General features: G+C 45.5%; 3 protein-coding genes. 1 reads left to right on the top strand and 2 read right to left on the bottom strand.

The window, feature by feature from the left end:
* Positions 1-22: 22 nt before the first annotated feature.
* Positions 23-574, bottom strand: coding sequence for a DUF11 domain-containing protein (locus LLF92_11835; GenBank protein ID MCE5341797.1), 552 nt, complete (start codon positions 572-574; stop codon positions 23-25).
* 566 nt (positions 575-1140) lie between these two features.
* On the opposite strand from LLF92_11835, the gene LLF92_11830 reads away from it, so the two are divergent.
* Complete coding sequence (locus tag LLF92_11830) at positions 1141-2739, top strand: FAD-dependent oxidoreductase (protein ID MCE5341796.1); 1599 nt, start codon at positions 1141-1143, stop codon at positions 2737-2739.
* Between the two features lie 438 nt (positions 2740-3177).
* Here LLF92_11830 and LLF92_11825 read toward each other — a convergent pair whose 3' ends face one another.
* Positions 3178-14379 carry a S8 family serine peptidase gene (locus LLF92_11825; protein ID MCE5341795.1) on the bottom strand — a complete coding sequence of 3734 codons (11202 nt, stop codon included), beginning with the start codon at positions 14377-14379 and terminating at the stop codon, positions 3178-3180.
* Between the last annotated feature and the right edge of the window lie 171 nt (positions 14380-14550).

Below are 14550 nucleotides of genomic sequence, written 5' to 3'. Positions count from 1 at the left end.
CTTTGCACGGATACCATCTTTCTTAATCGCAGCGGCTTATAGTTTCGCTGATTGGCGGCCTGTAAGTAAGCATTCCACAGATGCTGACGCATTCGGTTGTCGGCGATACGCCTGTAACTAACAATGTCTTGACTTCGCCGGGTGCGATTGAGTCGATTGTCCACCGCAGGCTGCCTGCTTGGACTTCAGCGGCAGGCGCGGAGTTTACATATTTGAAATTGTTGGGCAGATTTTCTGTTACGACTACATCCCTGACGGTTACTTTGGTAAGGTTCGATACTTTGACGATGTAGTTGAATTCCGAGTTGACGGTTACATTTGGCGGAAGGGTTTCATCGAGTTGGATTATGCCGAGCTTGCCGTAGGGGAATTTTGTTATTGTTTGATTGTCTCCGCAGGCCGATTTGCATATTTTTTTGCAGTCTTTATCCCAGAAGAATTTATTTTCCGGGAAACTGCTGCGCTCACCTTTGCCCCACAGATGGTTGCACGTCTGGCAACTGTAGCAGCCGGTTAAAATGATTGTCGACGCTGTTAAGACCGTGAGCATTAAAATTAATTGTAGTTTTTTCATCTTCGCACCTTCCTTTAGATAATTGGTATTAAATTGAATCTAAATATGCTTATAACTGTAATATACTGTCTTTAAAATGCAACATTTTTTTTAAATGATTTAATAACTCCGGTTTTAACCTTTTACAGCGCCGAGTGTTAGGACGCTGATGATTTTACGCTCGAAAATAAGCACCAGCAGTATCATCGGCAAAACTGAAATCATCGCTGCGGCCATAAATATTGTTTTTTCAAAAATAAATACCTGTTTTGTTTATTACTGAATGGATTTATAAGAAATCAGGGTTGCGATAATTTTGTGATGAAATTGGAAAAGAGATGGAGTATAATACTAAAGGGCTCTCTGAAAATTCGAAGAATTGAGATAGCTTCCTCCACCTGCGCGGGGGTAAACTTTCTCGCAATGACATCTCCGTTTTCGCGAGGACAAGCTTTTAGAGATAGCTTAAATCCTAAAAAGGCGTGAATGTTCCCAAATGGCATTATTAAGATGTTCCCATATTGACGCAGGTTTGACATAAAAGCTGTTATTGGTAATGAAAATTTTTCGATATAAGGATTTTGCAAATGAATTTCAGAAAAATTTTATGCTTTATATTGCTTTACTTCAGCACCTTTGGTTTTGGGCAGGAAAAAACTGTGTTCGGAGAAACATACGATTTGGCAATTTATGGCGGTACCAGTTCAGGAGTTGTCGCAGCAGTTAAAGGAGCACGACTTGGGATGTCTGTTGTTCTGATAGAACCTTCAAAACATTTGGGCGGGCTCACGTCTTCAGGTCTTGGCTTTACGGATGCCGGCAAAACCGACTCAATAGGGGGACTTGCGAGGGAGTTTTATAAAAGAACTTATGGCTTTTATAACGGCGGTGATTCCAATCAATGTCAGTGGTATTTTGAACCGCACGTTGCGGAAGCTGTTTTTAACAAAATGCTTACCGAGACAAATGTAAAAATACTTTTGGGTGAAAGACTGGATTTGCAAAACGGAGTCAGTAAGGACAACAATCGAATAACATCAATCAAAATGGAATCTGGGCGGATAATATCTGCCAGAATTTACATTGACGCCTCTTATGAAGGCGATTTGATGGCCAAAGCGGGAGTGTCATATACGACAGGGAGGGAACCCAATTCAAAATATAATGAAACTCTTAATGGTATTCAGATAAAAAATGCTAAATATCATCAGTTCACATCCTGCATTGCTTTGTCGCAAAGTCAGAAAGATAATTTGGGTTTGGAAACGAGTCCAAATCAGATTGGCCATGATGGTGAAGGTGATAAGCGTATTCAGTCTTATTGTTACAGACTTTGCCTGACAGATAATCCGTCCAATATGGTTCCGTTTCAGGCTCCGCCAAATTATAATCGTTCAAAATATGAATTGCTGTTAAAATACCTGCAATCATTGGAAACGTATGAATCGGTTTTTACAACTGACAGAATGCCAAATTTAAAAACAGATTCGAATAATAAAGGGCCTTTCTCCTTTGATTATATAGGAATGAGTTACGATTATCCTGAAGGAGATTATAAAACACGTGCCGGCATTGAAGCCGAGCATGAAAATTATCAAAGAGGATTTTTGTATTTTCTGGCAAACGATGCTTGTGTTCCTGTAGTATATAGAAATGCCGTTTCGAAATGGGGATTGGCAAAAGATGAGTTTACGGATAATAATAACTGGCCTTACAAAATCTATGTTCGTGAAGCAAGGCGTATGGTCAGCGATTTCATAATAACAGAACATCATTGTATGGGCAGACAAATTACTGCAGACTCAATTGGTTTGGCTTCTTATCCAATGGATTCTCACAATGTACGAAGGTACATAAATGCGAGCGGGTGTGTAAAGAATGAAGGAGATGTGCAGGTAAAAGGGTTTGAGCCTTATCCGATTTCATACAGGGCAATAATTCCTCCAAAAAATGAATGTACAAATCTTTTGGTTCCTGTTTGTGTTTCGGCTTCGCACATTGCTTATGGTTCTGTTCGTATGGAGCCGGTTTTTATGATTTTAGGTGAATCCGCAACAACAGCAGCATATCAGGCCGTTAAGGAAGGTGTATCCGTGCAGGATGTAAATTATAGTGAACTTCGCAGACATCTGTTAAAAGACGGTCAAATACTTGAATGGAATAAAAATAATACTAAAAGCCTCTAACAAAATGAAAAAAACATAAATTGTGAAGCATATCTTATGAAGTGTATTTTGTTATTTTTCGCTTCACGCTTCATACACATTCAAATGCCTCATGGCGTGTACGCCGGTATCTTGGTTTTGAAGTTTTCTTGCGATGAGTTGGTCTGACTTCTCCATCTTGCCATAATCCTTGACACTCCCGTTCTGAATGATTCTGTCCTTTCAATAGTTTTATGGTTTTTTGATTGTTCAATTACCATCGAACATTGAAAGGACTTCTTTTATCAACTTTTCAAAGTGCGAAACTTATTATACGTTTCCTTCGCGGCTTAGCGAAGCCGACGTAATGACTTGCCAATCGTTCGACACGCAATAAAAAAATACCTGTGGTATTATCTGGTTATAAAAAAAGCCCCTGTTTTTTAGGCAGAGGCTTTTGAAATCAATGTGTTGCAACGCTTACCATCCACTAAACGTGCTTACAATCGGCGACCATCCGCTTTCTTTGCCAGCGGCGTTTTTATACTTGTACCTGTACGAGGAATTTGTAACGCTGCCGAATGGGCCGGCTTCGTAATGTGTGGATGTAATCCATCCGCTGTCTGTTCCGCCGCCTTCGCAGCAATCAAAGTAATATGCAACCGCGTCGGTGGCGGCTGTGGCGTCCATTATGTGATAATACCACGGATTTCCGCTGGTAGCATAAGGTTCAGTTGTCCATAGCGGAATGATGTTGCTAATATCATTTGTATCATTAACATCATTAACATCGCCGCCTGATGCAGGAGTTTTTATTGAACGCTCTGCTGAAAAACCAGTTTCATTGTAGTTGTCTGATTTATCACGTGCCTGAACTTTATAGGTATATACCGTATTGGGTTCAAGGCCATAGTCTATGTAAGTGTTGACTGAAATCCAGCCGCTGTTGGTACCGCCGTTATGACCGGTTGTTTCTTCAAAGGAGTACTCAACGCCGGAAATATCGGTCGCTATCGTGGCAGACATTCCGACAGAATTTGAATCTATCAGTGTCGGCACAATCAGCCATGTCATTGGGTCTGGCGTCGGCGCAGTCGAATCCGAGCCGGCCCTTGTATAGTGTGGTAAGCTCCAGCCTGTTTCGTTGCCTCGGCCATCTCTTGCTTTGACCTGATATCCATAAGTGTCGCCCGTGGTTAAGCCAGTATCTGTATATGTGCTGCTGGTGATCCAACCACTGTTGTGATCTTTAACGGATAAGCACTCGAAGTAATATTCAATAACCTTACTTGAATTATCTGTCGCGGTTGTAGCCGTCATTGTAATCGAGGTTAGACCAGCAGACTTCGGTAATATTGCCCAAGTCATTGAATTAGGCTGCGGCGGAATTTTCTCGGTTTCCTGATAGTAGTCCGCGAATATGGCGTAATCCTCGAAATCGACTTCGCCGTCTTCGGTGAAATCGCGTCCGTTGCAGTAATACGGGAACGTGCAATCTTCGTACATCCAGTATTGCATAAACCCATTACAATCAACTATGTCCACATCGCCATCGAAATCAAAGTCGCCTGTTATAGTGGCGGGTATGATATAGTGATAGCCCATATCGATATTGGAATCCGGAACATCGATCTTGCGGTCGGTTCTGGTTGTGTGTTTGTACATATTCCAGCTTATTGCAGTGCCAGAACCTGAATCGATACACATATTGTCAGTAGTCTGCATTGTTGCAGAGCCTTCATTTATATCCGGTGCTGCAAGGAAGTAGTCGTTCCATGGTGTTGTTACCCATAGCGATGAAATGAACTGCGGACTTGACAGGCTTGTGCCGTACAGGTTTGTGCTTGGTTCAGTGAAGCCGTAGAGCAGACAGCCGTTTGTCTGGTCGCAGAATATTCCTGCGCCGCCGCTTTGTATGTCGCTGTATGTTACAGTTACTTCAGCCGGCTGTTTGTCAGCAGCGGAGTAACTATTACCAATAGCTATCTGGCGACCTGTATTAGCTTCATTTTCCCAGAATATACTGTTGATGACAGTGGTATTCGCATTGTAAGCACAGTTCAAACCGCCGCCGAAACTTGTACTGCCTGTTGCCTGATTGTGTGCAACCGTACAGCTCGACATGTGTAATTGAACGTCGAAGTTCGCGGATAAACCGCCGCCGTAAGTGGCAGCTGTGTTATGTGTGATTAAGCAGTTGTGCATAATCGGTTCGAGTTCGCCAGAGAAGTAACCGGCGCCGCCTGATGAGCTTGCGCTGTTATACAACATTCTGCAATCATAGAACTTCGGAGCGCCTGCTGCACTGTAAACAACGCCGCCCTGACCTGCCGGTGCTACCGCGGTGTTGCCGTAGAAATCGCATGAGGACAGAATTGTATCACTGCCGATGAACAGCATTGAACCGCCGAGCATTGCAGTGTTGCCAAAGAAGTTTGAGTTGCTGATATGGAAGATTGAATCTTCTACATTCAAAGCGCCGCCAGCACATGCTATATTGCTGTTGAATGTGCAATCTTTAACTGTTGGAATCGAATCTGTCGATTCGGCGTAGATTGCGCCGCCGTAACTTACGACGTTATCAGACAATGCCCAATTTGCTTCTTTATATAACCATGCAACATTATTTACATCGCCAATCTGATTTCTTGTATCGCCGAGATTGTTGACAAAGTTGCAATCTGTAAAGTCAGCCTGACTTCCGGTTGCCATATAAACAGCGCCGCCGAATGAGTCAATAATATAATGATGGTTTGGCCATGCTTCTACATCCGGACAGCTAATACCACAGGTTCCGCCTACAACGAAGTTGTTGCTGAAGACGCAGTCTTTGAATACCGGATGAGTATCGGCTGAACAATAAATTGCGCCACCCTGACCAGTGTAGTACCAGTAAGGAGCGTAACTGCCTGGGCCGCCCATATCGTCGGCATAGTCCCATGTTTGATATCTACTGCCGTTGGGGTCGCCCCAGTTGCCGCCGTGGCCCGGTGTGTCGTTTGATGTGTCGCCGTCGCCGCCGTCACCGCCATAAGCGTAACATCCGGTGAAACTGCAATTCTTGAATACTGGTGAACTGCCTGAATCTATGCCAACAGCACCGCCGTAGCCATAGCCTGCCCATCCGCCGTCGCCGCCAGTGCTGCAATTGTTAGTGCCGTCTCCGCCGCCTGCCGAACAGTCAACGAATCTGACGTTGCGTATCGTCGGAGAAGCATTATTTATTTCCATCGCACCGCCAAGCAAAGAGCCGCCGTTTATTCCGTCAGGACTTATTGGTGTTGTCGGACATAGTGCATCGCCGCCATACCAGTGAGAACCCTGAATAGTAATGCCATCGAGAATCATCGAAGAATCAACATTTGAAATAACAAATCTGTTGCCCTTAAAGATTGTCGCAGCCACAACACACGGGTCATCCGGGTTGGAACCGGTAATTGTTATACTTTTACCGTTTATCGCTACGCCAAACAAATTATCGTAGTTGATGTCGAAATATTGATACGTTCCCGGAGATATAATAATCTTATCTCCATCTCTTGAGTCATTGATTGCTTCCTGTAATGTCGCATAGCCGGCCGGTAAATACAGGTTTCTCGGTTGTTCAAATGCTACAGAAACAGTTCTGTCTGACATCATCACAACGTAATTTGTTGTGTTTGTTGTGCTGTCGTCGTCTGTTCCCAACCATTGTTTTACACGCCAGCCTGTTGTCGGCGCGGCTGTAAGCTGAACTGTTGTGCCTCTGTATACATAACCGGATGCTGGTGAAATAGTACCTTTTCCGCCTGCGACTTCCGTAGTCAGGTAAAGCTGGGCAGCTTCATTTGCGTCCTTATAGTGGAAGCCTAAATCAAGTTTGCCGATGTCATATGTGTCTGAAGTTGCGTCCGGCAAATAGCTGTCGGTTCTTGTTGTATAGTCAGCCATTGTTTTGCCGTCAAATACTGTAACTGCCATTGCGTCAACATCGCCTGCGTTAATAGCCAGACAGGCAGTATCATTGTAATCCGCAGTTTTCTGTCGCAGATAATAATCGCCCAGACTGCCTGCTCTGAATATCTCAATTTCATTGGAGTTAACCGACAAATCTGCGATGTTATTGCCTGCCGTATGGGCATTTAATTCCGAAAGTTCTGTGCTTCTGTCAATTGCAGGCTGTATGATACTGAACAGCCTGTCAATGGTATAGTTATAGTAGTCTCCATGGTAATTGTTATTAAATAAGTTGTAAGAAATTACTGGTTTACAATCTGTACTGTTTTCATAGATTGCGATTCGTTTGTTCTTGTCGAAAATACAGTATTTAATTTTCGGTGAGCTTCTGAACGTGCAGAATATACCGCCGCCTTTACCGCCGACATCAGTTTCGTTTTCACTGAATGTACAACTTTTGATTGTCGGACTTGAATCCAGCGATGTAACAATCGCACCGCCCCTTACGGCAGCCCTGTTTTTGGCAAACAGACAGTTGATTATCTGGGAGATTGCCGTTTCAGGTCCGTTAAGCATAATACCGCCGCCGGCATAGTTTGAAGAGTTGCCGGTTATCTGACAATTTATAAATTCCGCCGGTAAATGCATTATCATAGCACCGCCGCCCTGGGCATCGCTGCCGACAGCGTTGTTGTCGTTTATCGTTCCGCCGATGAATCTAAGCGATGACTCTGATACAATGTAGAGACCGCCGCCGGAATGTGCTGTGTTTCTATTGACAAAGCATTCGACAAAGTTTGCGTCAGAGTTCTTTGCGTAGATACTGCCGCCCAGTGCCGATGCCGTGTTGCTCGTAAAGACGCAGTCGCTGAAAACGAGTTCGCATAAGTTTGCATCATTCTTTGAACCGACCGCGATAGCGCCGCCGTCAGTGTTGGCGCTGTTGCCGCCGATATAACAGTTGTTAAGAACGAGCTTATTGTTTGCGTTTAATATAATAGCGCCGCCCAAACCCGCAGAAGCCTTATTGCCGGCAAGAGTCGAGTTTAGGATTACGCTGTTAGCGCAGGCCGGTTCGAAGTAAATCGCGCCGCCGCCGCTTCCAAGAGTATCGCCTGTTGTTGCGACTGTATCACCGTTAAGAATCTGACAGTCGTTGATGTCGGCATTGGAACCTTTTTCATAATAGATAGCGCCGCCGTAGCCTGTTCCGCTGGATGAGCCGGCGTAACCGTCATACGGATAGGGCGGGTCTGTTGGTGTTGGGCCCCAGCCTTGTAAGCCGTATGTTCCGCCGACGCCCATACCGCCGAGGTTTTCGCCAAAGCTGCAGCCGAGGATTTTAGGTGATGATTTGGCCGAGCAGTAAATCACGCCGCCGAAGCCGTTGCCATAGCCGTCGCCGCCGTCTCCGCCGTTGCCTGCGGTTTTACCGCTGGCGCCGTTACCACCGTCGCCGCCATCGCCGCCGATACCACCGTGTGCGGCATTGTCGTTGAATTTGCAGTCGAGTACAGCCGGAGCGCTTTTTGCGGCACAGAAGATAACGCCGCCATAACCGTTTCCGCTTCCGTTACCGCCGTCGCCGCCGAATCCGCCGCGTTCGAGAGTGCTGTCAGACGGCAGGTCATAGCCTCTGCCGCCGTCGCTGCCCTGACCGCCGGTTACCTGACAGTTTGTGAATACGCATTTGCGAATTGTCGGACTTGCACCTACTCCAACATAAATCGCACCGCCGTAACCGTTACCGTTGCCGTCATTGCCGTCCAACTGATATATATTGGCATCTTCCGGGTCTAATACTATTCTTGTTCCGGTAGCTATTGTGCCGGATGCCAGGCCATTGGTTATTGTCAAACCTTCTATAACGCTGCATGCGTCTTCATTATTTCTGAAGATGAAAGCACGGCCTCTGTTGTTGCAATCGATAATAGTCTCGGCAACAATATTCTTGTCGTCCGGATAACGTGAGCGGATAGTCAGTGCTTTGCCGCCGAAGTCCAGACCGCAGGGGTCTTCGATATAGTGCGGTGTGCCGTCTGATTTCGGATAAATATAAATTATATCGCCGCTTTCAGCCACGTCGAGAGCTTCCTGAATAGTCTTATACTGGTCAGGAACAACTATGCTTCTTGTAACATATTCTTCGAACACAACCGTAACCGTGTGCGATTTATCCATTGTTATAGTATATTTCTTGACATTCGAAGGTATTGATGTGCCGTCAATAATCCATGCTGCTACGCGTGAATTTACATCAGGAACAGCCGTGATAGTTACAACTTCGCCGGAATATTTTTTGTATAGGCCGGGCAGCGGGTCTGTAGTTCCGTCGGCGGCAGAGGTGTTTACGTCTATAACTAAATTATAAACGGACAGACCTTCTCCATAGTGATAACCCATATCGACATAACCCATATCTTTTACACCGTCTGTTCTTGTCGTATATGTGTCAAGGTTAAGAACTGTTGCGTAAGTACTGCCTGCATTGACGCACACGCTTGTAATATCCTGTCCTGCATCTATACTGCTCAAATAGAAACCAAGAACAAAATTCGGGTCAGCGGAAATGTTCGTACTGCCCTGAACCGTCCAGTTGTTGCTGGCGTCTTTTGCGATACCGACGAGAGTATTGCCTGCGTCATCTGTATAAATCGGAGACGATGAACTTAAAAGTGTTATCGCTGATAACAGATTTACCATCGGTTTTGTTACAGCCACTTTCGTATCTGTTACAGAAGTGCCCGTAGCTTTCAAAATGGTTTCAATCTGTGCAGGCGTAAGCGGGGCGCCTAAGTAATCTAATGCTGCGCTTTGCAGAGCCGCTACGCATCCTGCAATGAACGGACAAGCTGAACTTGTGCCGTTAAAGTAAGGATAATAATCGCCGTCATAACCTGCCGAGCCTACAAGGTCGGTTGTATAAACAGGGTCAGCGGGGGCGAATATATCGAGGTTGTCAGCCGAATTTGAATAATCCGTTACCTGACCGGTTGTGTCATATAGAGCGCCTACGCTGATTACATTCGACATTGCTGAAGGCCATGCGATACTGTCGGTACGACCCTCGTTGCCGGATGCGGCAAGAATTGTAATGCCTGCGTCGACTATGTTTTTCGCCAGTGTTGCAAACGAAGGTGAATAATTGTCTGCGTCTTCTTCATTGTCAAACGCAGCTACACGGCTTCCCCAACTGTTGCTTATTACTCTGATAGGATAAGACGAATTATCGTCCTTATGCGTTAAGCACCAGTCCCACGCAGCGTAAGTCGCGGTGTTCGGGAAACCCTGATACAGGTCTGTATTGAGTGTAACTTTAAGTGCGTACAATTTTGCGCCGTAAGCAACGCCGCCGATATAATCGCCGACGGTTCCAAGATTTCCTGCCGCAATACCTGCGCAATTTGTACCGTGTGCTCCTATGCCGTATCCGTCAGTATATGTATAACCTTCAACCGGCATCGGGTCGGCATCGTTATCGCCGAAATCGAATCCGCCGATAGTTTTTGCGTTCGGGAAGCTGCCGCCGCCAAGTCTGGAATGCGTATAGTCAATGCCTGTATCGACAATAGCTATAGCGCAGTTCTGGCCGTTATACTGCGAACGTGTGGCAAGTGCGTTGCCCATCGGAATAGCCTGTGCAAGTGCCGGATAACATATTCTGACCGGCTCAATATGTGCGACAAGCGAATTGTTCAACAATGAGGTCAAACCTGACGCTGTTACTTTTCCGCCTAATGCCGCTACGTTGACATATTGGTTGGTAAGAGTAAATTCACCGGCTTCCATTGAAGAGAGCACTTTAGTCTGACGATACGCTATCGCGTTTTGTGTCATACTTATAGATGCCGACGAAGACCAGTCGGTATCGAAATCCACATCAGCCAGTGTGATGATAACCTTTGCTGTTCCTGATGTATTGATTTCATTATAAATTGTTTCAGCATCTATCAGTTTGCTGATTGTTATAGACGGGCTGGAACTTGTGCTGTTGGCAAAGTCGAGAGCTGCATTGGCTCGTAAATCTATATCGTTGTACAGAGCTTTCATATAGGCGTAGAAGTATGTACTGCTTCCGCCTTTGCTTAATCCGATTTGCGAACCTGCGATACCTTTGTTGTTCCAGATGATATTGTTTTTTACAATGACTTTGGCAGCATACGATGCAAAAATACCGCCGCCGCTGCCTTCCGCGCCGGTTACAGCGTTATTGTATATAGTACAGTTTTGAATTGTCAGGTCGGCATATTCTATTGCTGCTATACCGCCGCCCGATACGCCTGCCCTGTTATTCTTAATCAGACAGTTCATAATTGTTGGCGTCACTGCGTAATCGCCCGCGAAGCAAATGCCGCCGCCGGTCGAGTTGGCTGCGTTATCGGTTATTATGCTGTCGTTGATATCAAGGCAGCTCGAAAATGCGTAAACGCCGCCGCCGGAACCGAATAACGCGTAGTCGGTCAGGTTCGGTTCAAGCTGTGTTCCTGCGGTGTTGTTGCGTATGATGGAGTTGTGTATATGACCGTAACAATCAATGGTCATAACGCCGCCGCCGGAATATGAATTGTTCGAATATATATTGCAATCGTTGATGTGTGTATCGTTGCTGTTTACATCGTATATACCGGCGCCATACGGTGCGAAGTTTGTGTAAATATTGCAGTCATTGACATCTTTCCACAGAGTGTTTCGAGAACCTAAACTTCCGCCGCCGCAGTCATCGTTTTCGGAGACTATATCTTCGCCGTCGTTTGTAACTACGATTTCATCATTATATACTTCGCAGCGTGTAAACTTAGTAATGGAGTTGGCATCACAAAATACGGCGCTGCCGTAACTTGGCATGTGGTAATTTTTCCTTGGCTGGATTTGTGCACCAGTGACGTTATAAAGGCCGCCTAATCCGCTGATACATCCCTCGGCCGTATTGTCGTTCAATGTGCAGCCGATAAATTTTACATTACAGTCGCGTCCTACATAAATACCGCCGCCTTGTGTGCTGTAATCGGATATATCTATTGAGTTGGCGTCCGTTGCAAATGTAACAGGGTCAAATGTCGCAAAGATGTTATTGGGCCAATTTATACCGATACGCGAGCCACCCCAACCATTGGGATCTATCTTGTTATTTTTATGCCATGCGCCGGCATCTTTCGCCAGACCGCCGTAACCGCCCATCATTGTTCTTCCGCCATTACCGCCGTTACCGCCGTGTCCGCCGATTGCCTGGCATCTGCGAATAATGCAATCTTCAAATATCGGACTCGAGTTTTTCCAGCAAGCAATACCGCCGCCATAAGCTGCGCCTGGTAAACCACCATAACCACCTTCGCCGAGATTTGAATCTGGAGCTTCGGCAGTACGTCCATTTCCGCCGTTACCACCGTTTCCGCCTATTACGGTACAGTCCTCAATGATGGTACCCTTAATTAAAGGTGAAGAGTCCCATATGACTATACCTCCGCCCATTGCCCATCCGCCATCGCCGCCATAAGAGCCATCCCAGACGGCTGTATTTCCGTCGGCACCTGCACCGCCGTCTCCGGCAGAGAGTGTTACATTGCTTATACGGCAGTTAAGAACCTGATGATTTGCGTTTACCAACGATATTGCACCGTAGAAATGATCAAAACCATTAACGCCGGCTTGATCTGGGCCTCTTGCATTTGTACCATCTCCGGTGAAAGTATCTATATTCTTTATCGTTATGCCGTTTATTGTACACGGCGACATGCTTGAGACATAGATGCCGATAGATCCCTCGCCAGAACAGTCGATTACATAATTTTCCGGGTTTTCAGGGTCGCCCAGAATTGTAATTGCCTTATTTCCACTTACCATTAAACCTGTACCGACATAAGTACCAGGAGATAGTTTTACGGTATCGCCATTATTTGCATCGTCGATTGCGCCCTGAATATCTCCGCCGGCGCCGACAAAGATTACTTTGCTTGTGTCAAGCTCGAACGTTACATTGACATCTTTAATCGCGTTCATCAATACGGTGTTGGTGCGGGCATTCCAGTTTGGCTTTATTATTGCATCGCCGCCCCAGGCATGTACTCTGTAACCGGTGTATGGTGTTGCCGACAGATTAACGGTTGTTCCAGCCGGATATTTTGTGCGTTTCGGCAAGATAGTTCCATTGCCGCCGTCAACGCGGGTTCTAAGTTCGTATTCCTGATATTGTAACTGTGCCTCAACTGTTATGTTGTCATTCATATCTATGACACAGGTGTTGCTTGTCGCGGCTTTAATTACAGAATGGTTGGGGTCGTTAGTCTTATATATATACCAGTTCTTTACTATGTAACCGGTTTGTGTAGCCACGGTAATTGTAGCAGTTGTGCCTTGTTGTATATAATAGCTGTCCGGGTCGTATTCATCCGGATAGTTATTTGGAGAAACGCTGACAGTGCCATTGCCGTCAACTACGTAAGCTGTCAATTTGTACATCGGCACTGTGTTGAATACCGGGACAACTGTTTTGTCGGCATCAAGCGTTATGGTAAATTCCGATAATCCTGAAAAGACATTGTATGTACCGGGGAAGCCTGCTGTATCGCCGTAATGCCATTCCGTGAGTTGGTAGGTACCGGCCGGATACGCAGATATTGATTTTTCGCTGTATTTTGGAAAAGTTTGTCCTGTCGGATAACAAGGATCAACACTGCCATAAACTGCTGACGGTTCCGGATATGTTGTCAGTGTGCAGGTTTCCTGCAGGTTGGGATTGTAATAATGATAGCCAATATCGACCTTAGTAGTGTCGTCGATGTCATAAGTGTTTGTTGTATATGCGCCAGTGCCGAAAATATTGACAGCGTTACTGTCGCCTGCATTGACGCAACTGCTTGTATAATACTGTCCTGCCGATACCTGGCTCAAATAATAATCGCCGTAACGACCGGTTTTGAATATTGGATTGCTGCTTATGTTGCCTGTTCCGCTGTGTCCGTTTTCGATACAGCAGTAGGTTGCAGTAATTATGCCGCTGGTACTGATGCCGTTGTTCCAGAGAATTGAATTGCGGATTGTTACATCCGAGTCCGTAGAATATACACCGCCGAAAGAGTCTATTCCTGTGTTATTTACTATTGTACAGTTGGTTATTTCCGCGGAGCAATTGTCATAAAAATCTAAAGCTGCATATCTGTTCGTTGCGGTGTTGCCATAGAAAAGACAGTTCTGGATTACGGGCATTGACTCTCCGCCGCTGCATTCAATTGCCGAGCCGTCAGAATCAGCGGTGTTATTTCTGATAACGCAATCCTGAATTACAGGCGAGCCGAAGAATATATCGATAGCACCGCCATAGTATGCCTGACCGCCTTCAATGACGCAATTTTTGATTGTTGGAGATGAGCCGTAACATTCGATTGCGGCACCGTAATCTGCGCTGCCATCCTTAATCGTAAAGCCGTCAATAACGGTTGTTACATCTTCAAAGTTTTCGCAGAGGAACGCGCGCGTAACACCATGACAGTCAATTGTACAGTTTGAAGGCCCGTTTGCGCTTTTGACTGTTATGGCTTTGCCGTTGGTGTTGAATTGCTGCTGATGGTTATAAACATCAATGGTGAGCGTAATGGTACCATCAGCCACAATGATTTCGTCGCCGTCGATTGCATTCTCGATAGCCGAGTTCACATCAGCAAAATTTGCGGCTACGTTGTATGAAGCTGCGCTGCCGATTGTGGTTAATAGTAGGGTTAATACTAGAGCGAGAATAATTTTGTTACTCATAATTTTGTTCCATCCTGACAAATTTACGAAATTTTTATATGTTTTCATTTTCCGTTATCTCTATAAAATAATAAAATTTAAGCGCAGTTTCTTTCTGTAATCAGGCTTATAGTCGCGTGGTACAATCCGTTGTAAGTACTCCGTAGCCGCACACATCCGGCAAGTCCTTTA

Source organism: Planctomycetaceae bacterium, from assembly GCA_021371795.1.
Classification (GTDB): domain Bacteria; phylum Planctomycetota; class Phycisphaerae; order Sedimentisphaerales; family UBA12454; genus UBA12454.
This window is presented reverse-complemented; position numbering and strand designations above follow the sequence as displayed.